This window comes from Streptomyces sp. CB03234 (assembly GCF_001905885.1).
Classification (GTDB): Bacteria; Actinomycetota; Actinomycetes; order Streptomycetales; family Streptomycetaceae; genus Streptomyces.
In genome coordinates this window covers 27,991-43,591 of record NZ_LIYH01000006.1, presented here as the reverse complement: position 1 = coordinate 43,591, position 15,601 = coordinate 27,991, and the positions used below count along the sequence as shown (strand labels likewise).

The following is a 15,601-nucleotide window of genomic DNA, read 5'->3' as shown; positions in this document are numbered from 1 at the left end:
CGCGGCTCTTTATTTGCGACATACGCGGTTCTGTCGGGCTTCTCAGGACGTCCTCAGGCGGTTCTCATGAACGGCCCCGAGAGTCGTACTCATGACGGACCACTACCGCCGAAGCGGCGATGAGGGCGACCAGCGGCACCGGCCCACCCCGTACCCGGGGTACAGCGATCCTGCCCCCTACCCGCCGCCGCCGGCCTACGCTCCCGCCTCCGCGACGACCGCCGAGCCGCGTGCGGAGCACCGGCGCGCCCGCCGGCCCGTCGCCCTGCTCGCCGCCGTGGCGATCGCGGCCGCGGCGGTCGGCGGCGGCACCGCGACGCTCGTCCAACGGCTCACCGGCGACGACCCGGCGCCGACCGCGACCGGCGGCGTGACCGGCACCAGCGTGTCGCAGTCCAGCAAGGGCACCGTCGCCGGTGTCGCCCAGGCGGTGTCGCCGAGCATCGTGGAGATCAGCGCGACGTCGAACTCGGGCAAGTCCACCGGCTCCGGCGTGATCATCACGGGCGACGGCGAGATCGTCACCAACAACCACGTCATCGCGGGCTCCTCGGAGATCAAGGTCCGGCTCAGCGACGGCAAGACGTACGACGCCGAGGTCGTCGGCACCGACCCCGGCAAGGACCTGGCGCTGATCAAGCTCCAGGGCGCGTCCGGGCTGAAGGCAGCCACGCTCGGCGACTCCGACAAGGTCCGCGTCGGCGACCAGGTCGTCGCCATCGGGTCGCCGGAAGGCCTGACCGGCACCGTGACCAGCGGCATCGTCTCCGCGCTCGACCGCGACGTCACGGTGGCCAAGGACGAGGGGCGGCAGCAGCCGGACCCGCGCCAGGGCTGGCCCTTCGAGTTCGGCGGGCAGCAGTTCAACGGCGACACGGGCGACTCGAAGACCACGTACAAGGCGATCCAGACCGACGCCTCGCTCAACCCCGGCAACTCCGGCGGCGCGCTGATCAACATGAACGGCGAGATCATCGGCATCAACTCCGCCATGTACTCGCCGAGCGCCGCCACCGGCTCCACGGCCGGCAGCGTAGGCCTCGGCTTCGCCATCCCGGTCAACACCGTCAAGGCCGACCTGGACGCCCTCCGGTCCGGATCCGGATCCGGCACGTGACGCGTGCGACGCTGGCCCCATGAACGCTGGCCCCATGAACACCGACGCCGACCGCATCCTGATCGTCGACGACGAGCCCGCCGTGCGCGAGGCGCTCCAGCGCAGCCTCGCGTTCGAGGGGTACGGGACGGACGTCGCCGTCGACGGCGCCGACGCGCTCGCGAGGATGGACGCGTACGCCCCCGATCTCGTCGTCCTCGACGTGCAGATGCCCCGGATGGACGGCCTGACCGCCGCCCGCCGCATCCGCGCCGCCGGCTCGACCGTCCCGATCCTGATGCTCACCGCCCGCGACACGGTCGGCGACCGCGTGACCGGCCTGGACGCGGGCGCGGACGACTACCTGGTGAAGCCGTTCGAGCTGGACGAGCTGTTCGCCCGCATCCGGGCGCTGCTGCGGCGCAGCTCGTACGCGGCGGCCTCCGGCGGCGCACAGCCCGAGGGCGACGTGCTGACGTTCGCCGACCTGCGGATGGACCTGGCGACGCGCGAGGTGACGCGGGGCGGCCGGCCGGTGGAGCTGACCCGTACGGAGTTCACGCTCCTGGAGATGTTCCTGTCCCATCCGCGGCAGGTGCTGACCAGGGAGCAGATCCTCAAATCGGTGTGGGGCTTCGACTTCGAACCGAGCTCCAACTCCCTGGACGTGTACGTGATGTACCTGCGGCGCAAGACGGAGGCGGTGGGCGAGCCGCGCCTGGTGCACACGGTGCGGGGCGTGGGGTACGTGCTGCGCAGCGGGGCCGCCGAGTGACCGGACCGCTCTCCCGCTTCCGCGCGCTGCCGCTGCGCTCGCGCCTGGCCCTGCTGACGGCGACGGCGGTCGCGGTGGCGGTGGCGGCGGTGTCGGTGGCGTGCTGGTTGCTGACGCGGGCGCAGCTGCGGGACGAGCTGGACACGTCGTTGCGGGGCATGGCCGTGCAGGAGAGCTATCTGCGGGTGACGGCCCTGGACTGCCGGCAGTCCGGGCCGGTGACCGGGACGAGCACGGCACCGGGGACCGTGTACGTCCAGATCGTCCAGGCGGACGGCACGCGATGCGTGGGACCGAACTCGACGCCGGTGGTGGTCCAGCCGTCCGACACGGCGGTCGCCGCGCGGCTGCGTGACGAGTCCCTGCACGACGCCGTCACCGACAGCGGTCAGCCGGTCAGGGTTCTCACCCGTACGGACCGGACGGGTTTCACGGTGTCCGTCGCCCGGCCGCTGGCGGAGATCGACGGCGCCCTCAACCAGCTCGCCCTGGTCCTCACCGTGCTCGCCGGGGTCGGCGCGCTCGGCGCGGGCGCGGCCGGGCTGTGGGTGGCGCGGACCGGGCTGAAGCCGGTGGACCGGCTGACGGGGGCGGTGGAGCACGTGGCGCGGACGGAGGACCTGACCGTACGCATCCCCGTCGAGGGCGAGGACGAGATCGCCCGCCTGTCGCGGTCGTTCAACGCGATGACGGCCGCGCTGGCGTCCTCCCGGGACCGGCAGGCGCAGCTGATCGCCGACGCCGGGCACGAGCTGCGCACGCCGCTGACGTCGCTGCGTACGAACATCGAGCTGCTGGCGCGCAGTGAGGAGACGGGGCGGGCGATCCCGCCCGGGGACCGGCGGGCCCTGATGACGTCCGTGAAGGCCCAGATGACGGAACTGGCGGCGCTGATCGGCGACTTGCAGGAGCTGTCCCGGCCGGACGCGGCCGCCCCCGGGCGCCTCAGGGTGGTCGCGCTGCACGACATCCTCGGTACGGCGCTCGCGCGGGCGCGGCTGCGGGGCCCGGAGCTGACGGTCACGGCGGACGACGTACGGCCCTGGTACGTGCGGGCCGAGCCGGCCGGGCTGGAGCGGGCACTGGTGAACGTCCTGGACAACGCGGTGAAGTTCTCCCCGCCGGGCGGGACGGTGGAGGTGGCGCTGGTGGACGGCGAGCTGACCGTGCGGGACCACGGCCCGGGCATCACGCCCGAGGAGCTGCCGCATGTCTTCGAACGGTTCTGGCGCTCGCCGTCGGCGCGCAGCCTGCCCGGCTCGGGGCTCGGCCTGTCGATCGTGGCCCGCGCGGTGCGCCAGGCGGGCGGCGAGGTCACGCTCACGGCGGCGGAGGGCGGCGGCACGCGCGCGGTGATCCGGCTCCCGGGGGCGCCGACGCCGCCGCCGTCGACACCGCCGTCGTCCCCGGACGCGGTCTGACCCCCGGCCGGGGCCGGTTCCCCCTCGGCCCCGGCCGGGGGCGTGGATACATAGCTATCCGGCCACGATCTCGTGGCGCAAACCGAAGTGGCCGATATACGCCATGACGTTTTTCACCGGCCGCCGAGGGAACCTTGGGCCGCGAAATCCCCTGCGGGGGCAATCTCAGGCGTTGTGACGGATCAGGGCCTCGCCGAGCCCGGCGGGGGTGTGGGAGAAGTCCATCGGGACGATGCCGAGTCCCTTCCAGCCGCTTGCCTCCGCAGCTTGCCGGGCTGTGCCCCGGGGGCGGACGCCCCGCCACGGTGGGCGTGTGGGCCGCCCTCTCTCCGAGTGTGGCGGGCTCCAGCGCCCCCTCAAGGGCGCTTCGCGTCGGCTTCGCCGATGGGCTTCGCCCACCCTTGACCGGCCACCTCCGCCCGCCTTTTCCCACTCGGAGGGCGGCCCCGGGGGAACGGGCCCAGGAGGGGCGCCCCTTTCCCCGTGCCGTTCATGGCCAGGAGGCGGGCGCCGCAGGGGGCGCGGCAGTGGAATGGGGTGCTCGCTGTCGGCTCGGCGGCGGGCGGCCGCCTTTCGGCTGCGGTACAAGACCTCGCTCCGGTGGGTGGGGGTGCGCCCCAGTGGCATGGGGCATCCGGGCCCGGCTCGGCGGCTGCGGGTGGGTGAGGGGCTGGGGTTCAGGCGGGTGGCTGGGGTGGGTGCGGGGCTGGGCCGGGGTGTTGCCCCGCACGGCGGCCGGGGGCATGGCAGGGGCGTCGGGTGCCGGGTCGGTGAAGCTCCCGGTGCGGCCTGGTCTCCGGCCCGGGGCCGGGGCCTCCCGGACGGTTGGGCGCGGCCGGGTCGGTCCGGCTGCCGCCCGCTGCTCCCCTGTGCGGGGTGCTCGAAGTCCGGGAAGGGGCGGCCCCTTTGGCCTCTCCGGTCACAGTCGTGTCGGCTCACTGGGGTTGTGTGCGGGATCGGACACGCGTGTCGGGATGCTCGTGGCCGGGAGGTGTCCTGCTCCGCACACAACTCCCCGGCTGTTGTGCCAGTGTGACGGTGGGGACCGGTGAGGCGCCCTCGTGAGGCGGGCGGGGCCCCTGGGACTTTCGAGCCCGGCACGCGTGACGCCAAGCGGGGGCCGTCGTGCCCTGGCACAGAACCAGGTCTGCCCGGCGCCCGGGGCGGGACCCAGCCCCTCGTCTCCTCCAGAAGTCGGGGCGGGGTCCGGTCACCGGTGCACCGCACGGTCGGTTGCCTGTCCGGCACCCGCCTGGGGCGCGCCCCTCCGGCCCCTCCAGCCACAGCCGTGTCGCCTCGCCGGAGTTGTGGGCGGGATGGGACGCCCACAGCCCCCGACACCACGGCGGGAAGGTGTCCCACACCGCCCACAACTCCCCCATCCCGGTGCTGGTGTGACCAAGGAGACGGGTGGGGCCTCCCTGTGGGGCAGCCGGGGCCGGTGAGGTGCCCGGGAGCAGCCACGGGCGGCAGGGGCCCTTGACCGGGCCCGCGAGCCGACAGGCCGACCGGCCGGGCAGCCAGCCACCCACCCACCCACCCACGCCTCCACCCGGGCCGCCGGGCGGGGCAACACCCCGGCCCAGCCACCACCCCACCCCAGCCACCCGCCTGAACCCCAACCCCTCACCCACCCGCAGCCGCCGAACCGACCCCAGAAGCCCCATTCCACTGCCGCGCACCCACCACTCACCGGAGCGAGGTCCTGTACCTCAGCCGGGAGACGGCCGCTCGCCGCTTAGCCGAGCCGCGCCGCCCCATTCCACTGCCGCGCCCCCTCCAGTACCCGCCTCCCGGCCACGAACGGCACCGGCAAAGGCGGGCCCCTCCTGGGCCCGTTCCCCCGGGGCCGCCCTCCGAGTGGGAAAAGGCGGGCGGAGGCGGCCGGTCAAGGGTGGGCGAAGCCCATCGCGAAGCGACGCGACCGAAGGGAGCGCCCTTGACGGGACGCCGGAGCCCGCCACACTCGGAGAGAGGGCGGCCCACACGGTAACCATGACCAGCACGCCCACACCGGCGGGCCTGGCGTGAGCGAGCCAGTTGGGCCATTCGCGACCTCTCGATGTAGCTGGCTCATTACGCTCGGCCACCATGACGCACATCCGCGACTTGGACCCGAGCGCGTCGCCGCTGGCCTACTACGGGGCGGAATTGCGCCGCCTGCGGGAGGCGGCGGGGATGAGCCAGAAGCAGCTCGGGGACTGCATCTTCGTCACCGGTTCACTGATCGGCATGATCGAGTGCGCGAGGCGTGTCCCCACACGGGAGTTCTCGGAACGCGTGGACGCCGCGCTCATGACGGACGGCATACTGACGCGGCTCCACGCGCTGGTGATGTGACACCAGTTGCCGCACTGGTTCCAGCCGTACGCGGAGATGGAGGCCCAGGCGGTCGCCATCTCCACGTTCCAATGTCAACTGGTGTACGGCTTGCTCCAGACGGAGCCGTACGCGCGAGCCGTTCTCGAAGCAGGCTGGGTGGAGGGCCTGGACGAACAGGTCGCCGCACGCATGGACCGTCAACGAGTCCTCAAGCGCATGGAACCGCCGCTGGTGTGGGCCGTGTTGGACGAGGCGGTCCTCTACCGGCCCTTCGGAGGCAGGGAGGCCATGTACGAGCAGCTCGGCCATCTACTGACGTTCGCCGACCGGCGTGAGGTACGGATCCAGGTTCTGCCGTTCAATGCCGGCCAACACGCGGCAACCGTCGGCGCGTTTAACGTCCTGCGCTTCGCGAGCGACCCTGACATCGTGTACTCCGAGAACTACGACTCGGGCGGCATGACGGCCAATCCGAAGGTCGTCAGGACCTGTTCCCACCGTTACGATCACCTGCAGGCTGCGGCCCTCTCGGTCGAGGACTCTGCGGCGCTGATCGCCCGCGTACGGGAGGAACGTTATGGAGACCACCACGAGGATCACGGGCACACAGTGGCGTAAGTCGAGCTACAGCGGCGGCACCGGCGGCGACTGCGTCGAGTGCGCCCCCCTCGGCGCCGCCGCCTGGCGTAAGTCGAGCTACAGCGGCGGCACCGGCGGCGAGTGCGTCGAGGTCGCCGACCTCACCGCCCACATCGCCGTCCGGGACTCCAAGCGCCCCGAAGGCCCGGCCTTCAGCGTGACGCCGGCCGCCTTCGCGGCGTTCGTCGGCGCGGCGGCCGAGGGCACCGTCTAGGACGCCCCGTCCCGCCGACGCGGGGCGCGGGGCGGCGGAGCCGTTTCGCCGGCCCGCCGCCCCGCCCCGCCCTCGTAGCGCGTAGCGCGTACGGGAACTACTTCACGACCGTGATCCGGTCGGCGGCCGGCGGCGCGATGGGGGCGCTCGCCGACGAGTTGGCCGACAGGTAGGCGTTGAAGACGTCCAGGTCGGACGCGCCGACCAGCTTGTTCGTGCCCTGGGCGAGAGCCGGGAAGCCGTCGCCGCCGCCCGCGAGGAACTCGTTCATCGCGACGCGGTAGGTCTTCGCCGGGTCGATCGGCTCACCGTTCAGCTTCACCGAGCCGGTCACGACCCGGGCCGCGCCCGTCTTGGTCATGTCGAGCGTGTAGGTGAAGCCCTTCGAGACCTGGAGGATCTTCGGGGAGGCCTCGTTCGAGCCGCTGACCTGCTGCTGGAGGCCGGTGATCAGCTGGGCGCCGGTCAGGTCGACCACGTTCATCATGTTGGTGAACGGCTGCACGGTGAACGCCTCGCCGTACGTCACCACCCCGTCGCCCTCGCTGCCCGACGCCTTGTAGACCAGGTCGGCACGGATACCGCCCGGGTTCATCAGGGCGATCTGCGCGCCGCCCTTGTCGGCGGGGGCGAGCCCGGCGAGCTGCGCGTCGGCGATCAGGTCGCCGAGCGGCTTCTCGTACGCCGTCGAACCGCGGCCGTTGATGTCGGCGGAGATGTAACCCTGCGGCTTGTTCGCGATCGGCGCGGCCAGCGTGTTCCACCGCTCGATCAGCGAGGTCATGTCGGCGGCCTTCGGCACGTCACGCGACACGACGTGGTTCGCGGACTCCACCGCCGTACGGACGATGTCCTTGCTCCGCCGGTCGTACGTCAGGGTCGTGTCCGTGTAGAGCTTGCCGTACGAGGAAGCCGAGGTGACCATGCGCGGCTTGCCGGACGGGTCCGGGATGGTGCACACGTACGCCTGGTGGGTGTGGCCGGTGACCAGCGCGTCGACCTGCGGGTTCAGCTTCTTCGCGATGTCGACGATCGGGCCGGAGATCCCGTCGCCCGCGCCCGGGCTGTCGCAGTCGTAGTTGTACGAGGCGGAGGCCGGCGCCCCGCCCTCGTGGATGAGCGCGACGATCGACTTGACGCCCTTGCGCTCCAGGACCTTGGTGTACTTGTTGATCGTCTCGACCTCGTCACCGAACTTCAGGCCCTTGACGCCCTCGGCGGTGACGATGTTCGGCGTGCCCTCCAGGGTCACCCCGATGAAACCGACCTTGACGCCGTCCTTCTCCCAGACGAAGTACGGGTCGAGGATCGGCTTACCGGTCTTCTCGTCCGTCACGTTCGCCGCGAGGTAGGGGAAGGCGGCGCCGGGGAAGGTCTTGCCCTCCTCGTAACAGCCGCCGGTGGGGTGGCAGCCGCCGTTCTGCATCCGCGCCAGCTCCCTGGCGCCCTCGTCGAACTCGTGGTTGCCGACGGACGACACGTCGAGCTTCAGCTTGTTCAGCGCCTCGACGGTCGGCTCGTCGTGGAAGAGCCCCGACAGCATCGGCGAGCCGCCGATCATGTCGCCCGCGGCGGCCGTGACGGAGTACGGGTTGCCCTCGCGCGCCGTACGGAGGTGCGTGGCGAGGTACTCGACACCACCCGCGTCGATCTTCGTGGTCGTACCGTCCTCATGCCGGTGCGTAACCTGCCCGGACGAGCCGGCCGGCGGCTCCAGGTTGCCGTGCAGGTCGTTGAAGGAGAGCAGCTGCACGTCGACGGTGCGGCCGGTGTGCGCGGCGGTCCGCACGCCGTCATCGGCGCCGGCGGGGAGGGCGGCGACCAGGGCGCCGACGGTGGCCAGTCCGGCGGCGGTGGCGAGTATCCGCCGCCCCGCGCGGTTCTTCTTCGGTGTGGCTGACATCTGTCCCCTCGGTGGTCAACACGTTGTCTACGGCCCAGCGCAGCCTAGGGTCAACGCGCGTAGCGCAACAGGGGGTGGAGGGTTACAAGCCGGTTGCCATCGACCGCCGTAGGCTCGTACGCATGACGACTGACGCCCCCGTACCGGCCCTTGAGCCCGGCCGCCGTATCGAGACCCTCGACGAGCTCACCCACGAGCAGGCCCAGGCCGTCCTCGCCCTCCTCGCCGACGCTGCCCGCGCCGACGGGATGCAGGCCGTCTCCGAACAGGGGCGGCTCCAGCTGCGCGGCGGGCGGCGCGAAGGGGTGTCGCACCTGCTGCTCACCGTCCACGGCGACCTCGTCGGCTACGCCCAGCTGGAGGACACCGACCCGGTCGAGGCCCCGGCCGCCGAGCTGGTCGTCCACCCCGCGCACCGGGGCCGTGGCCATGGCCGGGCGCTCGGTTCCGCGCTGCTGGCCGCCTCCGGCAAGCGGCTGCGGGTGTGGGCGCACGGCGGCAAGTCGGCCGCCCGCCACCTGTCGCAGGTGCTCGGGCTGACCCTGTTCCGGGAGCTGCGGCAGATGCGCCGGCCGCTCACCGACCTGTCGGACATCCCCGAGCCGGTGTTCCCGCCCGGCATCACCGTCCGCACGTTCGTGCCGGGCCAGGACGACGCGGCCTGGCTGGCCGTCAACGCCGCCGCGTTCGCGCACCACCCCGAGCAGGGGTCGCTGACCCAGCGGGACCTGGACGACCGCAAGGCCGAGCCGTGGTTCGACCCGAAGGGCTTCTTCCTGGCCGTACGGGAGCCGGACGGCGAGCTCGTGGGCTTCCACTGGACGAAGGTGCACGCCGAGGAGCAGCTCGGCGAGGTGTACGTCGTCGGCGTCAGCCCCGAGGCGCAGGGCGGCGGCCTCGGCAAGGCGCTGACCGCGATCGGGCTGCGGCACCTGGCGGCCGAGGGCGTACCGACGGCGATGCTGTACGTGGACGCGGACAACACGGCGGCGGTGCGGGTGTACGAGGGGATGGGGTTCACGACGCACGAGGTGGACCTGATGTACCGCTCGGAGACGTGACGCGAGTGTTCTGAGAGACGGGCGAGGTGTTGACACCTCGCCCTCTCTTGCACCACCCTTTCACTACTTGATTAGTGAAAGGGTGGTGCAAGGACGTGGTCGAGTACCGCATCGACCGGCGCAGCGGCGTCGCCACCTACCTCCAGATCGTCCAGCAGACCAAACAGGCCCTCCGCCTCGGCCTGCTGGAACCCGGAGACCGGCTGCCCACGGCACGCGAGGTCGTCGAAGCCACCGCCATCAACCCGAACACGGTGCTCAAGGCCTACCGGGAACTGGAACGGGAGGGCCTCGTCGAGGCCCGCCGCGGCCTCGGCACCTTCGTACGGAAGACCCTGGGCAGCGCCCCGGCCGACTCCCCCCTGCGCGGCGAACTCGCCGACTGGGCCGCCCGCGCCCGTGCGGCCGGGCTGGAGCGGGACGACGTGACGGCGCTCTTCACTTCCGTACTGGAACAGCTCTACGAGGGGGACGACTCATGACCAGCGCCTTGGAGGCCCACGGCCTCGCCAAACGCTACGGACGGCGGCGCGGCCCCGCGCTCCAGGACTGCGCCTTCCGGCTCCCGGCCGGCCGTATCTGCGCGCTCGTCGGCCCCAACGGCGCCGGCAAGTCCACGCTCCTCGCCCTGGCCGCCGGCCTGATGCGGCCGACTGCCGGCACGGTCCGCGTCCTCGGCACCGACCCCGCGTCCGCCCGGGAACGCGTGGCGTACGTCGCCCAGGACAAGCCGCTGTACCCGCAGCTCACGGTCGCCGAGACCCTCCGCGTGGGCGCCGAACTCAACCCCGGCCGCTGGGACGCCGAGGTCGCCGAACGGATCGTCGGCCCGCTCGACCCTGCCGCCCGCGTCCGCACCCTCTCGGGCGGCCAGCGCACCCGCGTCGCGCTCGCCCTGGCGCTCGGCAAGCGCCCCGAACTGCTCCTGCTCGACGAGCCGATGGCCGACCTCGACCCGCTCGCCCGCCACCAGCTGATGGGCACCCTCATGGCGGACGCGGCCGAGCGCGGCACGACCGTCGTGATGTCGTCGCACATCCTCAGCGAACTGGAGGGCGCCTGCGACTTCCTGCTGCTCGTCGACGACGGCCGTATCCGCCTCGGCGGCAGCATCGACGACATCCTCACCGCCCACACCCTGGTCACCGGCCCCGTCGCCGACCTGGCCCCGCACACGGTCGTGGAGTCCCGCGTCACGGGCCGCCAGCTCACCGCGCTCGTCCGCCACGACGGCCCCGTCGCCCCCACGCCCTGGCACACCACGGAACCGTCCCTGGAGGACCTGTTGCTCGCCCATCTCCGCTCCCCGGACGCCCCACCGCTCCTCACCCCGAGCGCGGCCGTCGACACGGACGGGGCGGTGGCGGCGTGAGCGCGCAGCTTCTGACGGGTCCCCGCTGGGTCGTCGTACGCCAGCACCGACGGGCGCTGTGGACGGTACTGGGCCTGGTCGTGGCCGCCGCCGCGATGATGGTCGCCTCCCGCGCCTGGGCGGACAGCGCGGCGGAGGCCCTGCGAGCCGTGGACTGCACCGTCAGCAGCACGGAGCAGCGCTGCTTCCAGCCGGCCCGCGACTACACGGACGCGATCTGGAGCGCCCGGCACCTCATCGAGTACGCCGCGCTCGGCATGATGGCGCTGCCCGCCGTCGTGGGGGCGTTCGTGGCCGGGCCCATGATCGCCCGGGAGCTGGAGACCGGAACGTACAAGCTGGCGTGGACCCAGTCCCTCAGCCCCGCCCGCTGGCTCGCGGCCAAGCTCACCGTGCCCATGGGCGTCGTCATCGCGGGCACGGCACTGTTGACGCTGCTCTTCTCCTGGTCATGGTCGACCGGGCCCGCCCACGACTTCCCCACCTACTGGTACGAGCCCACGATGTACGCCTCGATCGGCGTCATACCCACGGCCTGTGCGGTGATGGGGCTCGCGCTGGGCACGCTCGTCGGACTGCTCGTACGCCGTACCGTGCTCGCGATGAGCGCGACCGCCGTGCTCACCGGTGGAGTTCTGCTCCTCCTGTCCCAGACGCGCGTGCACCTGTGGCCGATCAGGACCGCGACCGGCCTGGGTGAGCCACCCGCCGTCAAGGTCTCCCGGACGTGGCGCGTCGAGGAAGGCATGCTCACCCCCTCAGGCGAGCGCATCGGCCTGGACCACTGTTTCGTCGGCCCACCGTCCCAGCCGCCCCCTCCGTGCAGGGCCGACCGTCAAGACGTGACCTACTTCCTCGATTACCACCCGGCCTCGCATTTCTGGCCCATCCAGCTCGTGGAGGCGGGCATCGTCCTCGCATTCGCCGCCGCCGCGACGTACGCCGCGTTCCGCGTCCTGCGCCGCCACCACGCGTAAGGCACCCAGCCGCGCGCCGGTCCCGCCAATCCGCCCCGGCGCACCGGCCCGCGCACGCACCCGCACGTCCCGGGGGCGGACGGCCTGGACGGGGGTCTGGCCGTCCGCCCCCGGGACGTCATGTCGTCGTTACCGACCATTCAGACACGCTTGCGACGCTCACTCAATGAAGCCCGCCGTGTCCGCGGCCCGCTCCGACGCGCTTGACCAGCCCATCGCGCGGAAGAATGGTGCCATGAGCCAGCAGCCCGCCGAGGTCCAGGTCCCGCACCCCCAGCCGTCCGTCGGCTCCATCGCCGCGCACCGGCCGCACACCGTGGCACACGTCCCGGTGTCCGACCTGGCGCCCGATCTCGACGCCGATCTCGACTCCTACGAGGAGGACGGCGCGGGCGCCGAGCTGCCGACCGGCCGGTTCCTGGACCGCGAACGCAGCTGGCTGGCGTTCAACGAACGGGTGCTGGAGCTCGCCGAGGACCCGGCGACCCCCCTCCTCGAGCGAGCGAACTTCCTCGCGATCTTCGCCTCGAACCTGGACGAGTTCTTCATGGTCCGCGTCGCCGGCCTCAAGCGCCGCATCGCCACCGGCGTCGCCACCCGGTCCGCGTCCGGACTCCAGCCCCGCGAGGTCCTCGACCTGATCTGGACCCGGTCGCGGGAGCTCATGGCCCGGCACGCCGCCTGCTTCCAGCAGGACATCTGCCCCGCCCTGGCCGACGAGGGCATCCACCTGATCCGCTGGCCCGAGCTGACCGAGAAGGAGCAGGCCCGCCTCTTCACCCTGTTCCGCCAGCAGATCTTCCCCGTCCTCACCCCGCTCGCCGTCGACCCCGCCCACCCCTTCCCGTACATCTCCGGCCTCTCCCTCAACCTGGCCGTCGTCGTCCGCAACCCCGTCAGCGGCCACCGCCACTTCGCACGCGTGAAGGTCCCGCCGCTGCTCTCCCGGTTCCTCGAAGCGTCCCCGCAGCGCTACGTCCCGCTGGAGGACGTCATCGCCGCGCACCTGGAGGAGCTGTTCCCGGGCATGGAGGTGCTGGCGCACCACATGTTCCGGGTGACCCGCAACGAGGACCTGGAGGTCGAGGAGGACGACGCCGAGAACCTCCTCCAGGCGCTGGAGAAGGAGCTCATGCGGCGCCGCTTCGGGCCGCCGGTGCGCCTGGAGGTCGAGGAGTCGATAGACCCGTACGTCCTCGACCTCCTCGTCCGCGAACTGAAGGTCTCCGACGCCGAGGTCTACCCGCTGCCCGGCCCGCTGGACCTGACCGGCCTGTTCGGCATCTCCGCCCTCGACCGGCCCGAGCTGAAGTACCCGAAGTTCGTCGCCGGGACGCACCGCGACCTGGCCGAGGTCGAGTCGGCGTCCGCGCCCGACATCTTCGCCGCGCTGCGCGAACGGGACGTGCTGCTGCACCACCCGTACGACTCCTTCTCCACCTCCGTGCAGGCCTTCCTGGAGCAGGCCGCCGGCGACCCCGACGTCCTGGCGATCAAGCAGACCCTGTACCGCACCTCCGGCGACTCCCCCATAGTCGACGCCCTCATCGACGCGGCCGAGTCCGGCAAGCAGGTCCTCGTCCTCGTCGAGATCAAGGCCCGCTTCGACGAGCAGGCCAACATCAAGTGGGCCCGCAAGCTGGAGGAGGCGGGCTGCCACGTCGTGTACGGATTGGTCGGCCTCAAGACCCACTGCAAGCTGTCGCTCGTCGTCCGCCAGGAGGGCGACACGCTGCGCCGCTACAGCCACGTCGGCACCGGCAACTACCACCCCAAGACCGCCCGGCTGTACGAGGACCTCGGCCTGCTGACCGCCGACCCGCAGGTCGGCGCGGACCTGTCCGACCTGTTCAACCGGCTGTCCGGCTACTCGCGCCGGGAGACCTACCGCCGCCTCCTCGTCGCCCCCAAGTCACTGCGCGACGGCCTGATCTCGCGGATCAACAAGGAGATCGTCCACCACCGCGCCGGGCGGCCCGCCTACGTCCGCATCAAGGTCAACTCGATGGTCGACGAGGCCGTCATCGACGCCTGCTACCGCGCCTCGCAGGCCGGCGTACCGGTGGACATCTGGGTACGCGGCATCTGCGCCATCCGCCCGGGAGTGCCCGGCCTGTCGGAGAACGTGCGGGTCCGCTCCATCCTCGGACGGTTCCTGGAACACTCCCGCATCTTCGCGTTCGGGAACGGCGGCGAGCCCGAAGTGTGGTTCGGCAGCGCCGACATGATGCACCGTAACCTCGACCGCCGCATAGAGGCCCTGGTACGGGTCTCCGACCCGGCCCACCGCGCCGCCCTCAACCGGCTGCTGGACACCGGCATGGCCGACACCACCTCGTCCTGGCACCTCGGACCGGACGGGGACTGGACGCGGCACGCGACGGACCACGACGGCCAGCCGCTGCGGCACGTCCAGGAGATGCTGATCGACGCGCGGAGGCGCCGACGTGCACAACCCTGACCGGACCCCCGCGGGCGAGATCCTGTCGCCCTACCTCCACGCCCGGGCGGCGGACTTCCTGCGCAGCCTGCGGCTCCACACCGAATGCGGCGCGGACACGGCGGGCGCCGAGGAGGCCGCCCGGGCGCTGCGCGCCGCCGCCCGCCGCATCAGCGGCACGCTGCACACCTTCCGGCCGCTGCTGGACGCCGCGTGGGCGGACCAGCTGCGCACCGAACTGGCGTGGCTGTCCGGCACGCTGGCCGCCGAGCACGCCTGTACGTCGCGGCTCGTCCGGCTCGTCGACGCGCTGGCCCGGCTGTCGGGCGGTACGGCGACCGTCCCGGCTCAGAGGAGCGGCGGCTCCGGCGGCTCCGGCGGCTCCGGCGCGGAAGCCCTCGCCGTGGGCGCGGCGCGGGCGGGGGCGCTGCTGGAGCGGCAGCTCACCCTTGCCCGGACGCGCGCCCACTCCGCGGCCCTCCGGGCGCTGGGCTCCTCCCGGTTCCACGCGGTCGCCGACGCGGTCGCGCTGCTGGCCTCGGAGGTCCCGCTGGGCCCCGCCGCCGCCGCGCCCGCCTCCGAGGTGCTCGGCCCGCCCGCGGAGGTCGTCGAGCGCCGGCTCCTGGACGCGGTGGCCGCCCTGCCGATGGCCCCGGCGGTGGGCGGTGAGCAGCTGGACGGGCCCTGGCACCAGGTGCGGCTCCTGCTGCGGCTGCACCGGTACGCGGGCGAGGTGCGGGGTACGGAACCCGTGCTGTACGAGGCGGGCCGCGCGCTGGACCGCCACCGGGACGCCGCGGAGGCGGCCGCCGCCGCCGCGACCGCCGCGCGAACGCCGCGCATCGCCCCCGCGACGGCGTACGCGCTCGGGGTGCTGCACGCGGACCAGCGGCACGAGGTTGAGGCGGCCCGGCACGCCTTCCAGCGCGCCTGGCAGCGTACGGCGGTGACGGCGCGGTGACCGTGGTCCCGGCGGCCGGCTGCGTCCTGTGGCGGCGGGCGCCCGGCGGCCTGGAGCTGTGCCTGGTCCACCGTCCCAAGTACGACGACTGGTCCTTCCCCAAGGGCAAGCCCAAGCGCGGCGAGGACCTGCCGGCCACGGCCGTACGCGAGGTCCTCGAGGAGACCGGCCACCATTGCCGCCCGGGCGCCCGCCTCCCGACGGTCCGCTACCTCATGGCCGACGGCCGTACGAAGCAGGTCACCTACTGGGAGGCCGAGGCGACGGGCGGCACGTTCGTCCCCACCCGGGAAGTGGACCGCCTGCTGTGGCTCCCGCCCCCGGCGGCCCTGACCCGGCTGTCCCACCACCAGGACCGCCCCCTGGTCCCGGCGCTCCTGGCGGCGCTCGGCGTACCGGGCTGAGCCGCCCGGATACATT

General features: G+C 72.6%; 12 protein-coding genes and 1 pseudogene. 12 read left to right on the top strand and 1 reads right to left on the bottom strand.

Translation table 11 applies throughout. The features are described from left to right. The first annotated feature begins 91 nt into the window (after positions 1–91). The 5 genes and pseudogenes from AMK26_RS25805 to AMK26_RS25785 all read left to right on the top strand — a co-directional run bounded on the left by AMK26_RS25805 (position 92) and on the right by AMK26_RS25785 (position 6,467). Positions 92–1,117, top strand: a complete 1,026-nt coding sequence (locus tag AMK26_RS25805; RefSeq protein ID WP_073757164.1) for a S1C family serine protease — start codon at positions 92–94, stop codon at positions 1,115–1,117. Between the two features lie 19 nt (positions 1,118–1,136). Next, the gene (locus AMK26_RS25800) at positions 1,137–1,871 is read left to right on the top strand and encodes a response regulator transcription factor (RefSeq protein ID WP_073757163.1); all 735 of its coding nucleotides are present in this window, start codon (positions 1,137–1,139) and stop codon (positions 1,869–1,871) included. Next, positions 1,868–3,292: a HAMP domain-containing sensor histidine kinase gene (locus tag AMK26_RS25795; protein ID WP_073757162.1), complete on the top strand. Its 1,425-nt coding sequence runs from the start codon at positions 1,868–1,870 to the stop codon at positions 3,290–3,292. The genes AMK26_RS25800 and AMK26_RS25795 overlap by 4 nt, the downstream gene beginning before the upstream one ends. Before the next feature lie 2,091 nt (positions 3,293–5,383). Next, a pseudogene (locus AMK26_RS25790) lies at positions 5,384–6,232 on the top strand (helix-turn-helix domain-containing protein). Further along, entirely contained in the window at positions 6,192–6,467 is a 276-nt protein-coding gene (locus AMK26_RS25785) for a DUF397 domain-containing protein (RefSeq protein ID WP_073757161.1), read from the top strand. The pseudogene AMK26_RS25790 and the gene AMK26_RS25785 overlap by 41 nt, the downstream one beginning before the upstream one ends. A gap of 97 nt (positions 6,468–6,564) precedes the next feature. Here AMK26_RS25785 and AMK26_RS25780 read toward each other — a convergent pair whose 3' ends face one another. Beyond that, complete coding sequence (locus tag AMK26_RS25780; RefSeq protein WP_073757160.1) at positions 6,565–8,370, bottom strand: bifunctional metallophosphatase/5'-nucleotidase; 1,806 nt, start codon at positions 8,368–8,370, stop codon at positions 6,565–6,567. Between the two features lie 122 nt (positions 8,371–8,492). On the opposite strand from AMK26_RS25780, the gene mshD reads away from it, so the two are divergent. From mshD to AMK26_RS25745, 7 genes are all read left to right on the top strand, one after another. Then, positions 8,493–9,431 carry a mycothiol synthase gene (mshD, locus tag AMK26_RS25775; protein ID WP_073757159.1) on the top strand — a complete coding sequence of 313 codons (939 nt, stop codon included), beginning with the start codon at positions 8,493–8,495 and terminating at the stop codon, positions 9,429–9,431. A 95-nt stretch (positions 9,432–9,526) separates the two neighbouring features. Then, a complete protein-coding gene (locus AMK26_RS25770; RefSeq protein WP_073757158.1) occupies positions 9,527–9,913 on the top strand; it encodes a GntR family transcriptional regulator in 387 nt (128 codons plus the stop codon). After that, entirely contained in the window at positions 9,910–10,803 is an 894-nt protein-coding gene (locus tag AMK26_RS25765) for an ABC transporter ATP-binding protein (RefSeq protein ID WP_073757157.1), read from the top strand. The genes AMK26_RS25770 and AMK26_RS25765 overlap by 4 nt, the downstream gene beginning before the upstream one ends. Further along, on the top strand, positions 10,800–11,780 hold the full coding sequence (locus AMK26_RS25760; RefSeq protein WP_073757156.1) for an ABC transporter permease subunit: 981 nt from the start codon (positions 10,800–10,802) through the stop codon (positions 11,778–11,780). Before AMK26_RS25765 ends, AMK26_RS25760 begins: the two co-directional genes overlap by 4 nt. A gap of 235 nt (positions 11,781–12,015) precedes the next feature. Next, on the top strand, positions 12,016–14,241 hold the full coding sequence (locus AMK26_RS25755) for an RNA degradosome polyphosphate kinase (RefSeq protein WP_073757791.1): 2,226 nt from the start codon (positions 12,016–12,018) through the stop codon (positions 14,239–14,241). Further along, positions 14,228–15,181, top strand: coding sequence for a CHAD domain-containing protein (locus tag AMK26_RS25750; protein ID WP_073757155.1), 954 nt, complete (start codon positions 14,228–14,230; stop codon positions 15,179–15,181). Before AMK26_RS25755 ends, AMK26_RS25750 begins: the two co-directional genes overlap by 14 nt. Beyond that, positions 15,178–15,585, top strand: a complete 408-nt coding sequence (locus AMK26_RS25745) for an NUDIX hydrolase (protein WP_241838077.1) — start codon at positions 15,178–15,180, stop codon at positions 15,583–15,585. The genes AMK26_RS25750 and AMK26_RS25745 overlap by 4 nt, the downstream gene beginning before the upstream one ends. The last annotated feature ends 16 nt before the right edge of the window (positions 15,586–15,601 follow it).

Excerpts from the sequence above, each read along its gene's own strand:
- AMK26_RS25755 (WP_073757791.1), top strand. The coding sequence starts at position 12,016 with ATGAGCCAGCAGCCCGCCGAGGTCCAGGTCCCGCACCCCCAGCCGTCC.
- mshD (WP_073757159.1), top strand. The coding sequence starts at position 8,493 with ATGACGACTGACGCCCCCGTACCGGCCCTTGAGCCCGGCCGCCGTATC.
- AMK26_RS25805 (WP_073757164.1), top strand. The coding sequence starts at position 92 with ATGACGGACCACTACCGCCGAAGCGGCGATGAGGGCGACCAGCGGCAC.
- AMK26_RS25765 (WP_073757157.1), top strand. The coding sequence starts at position 9,910 with ATGACCAGCGCCTTGGAGGCCCACGGCCTCGCCAAACGCTACGGACGG.
- AMK26_RS25780 (WP_073757160.1), bottom strand. The coding sequence starts at position 8,370 with ATGTCAGCCACACCGAAGAAGAACCGCGCGGGGCGGCGGATACTCGCC.
- AMK26_RS25800 (WP_073757163.1), top strand. The coding sequence starts at position 1,137 with ATGAACGCTGGCCCCATGAACACCGACGCCGACCGCATCCTGATCGTC.
- AMK26_RS25785 (WP_073757161.1), top strand. The coding sequence starts at position 6,192 with ATGGAGACCACCACGAGGATCACGGGCACACAGTGGCGTAAGTCGAGC.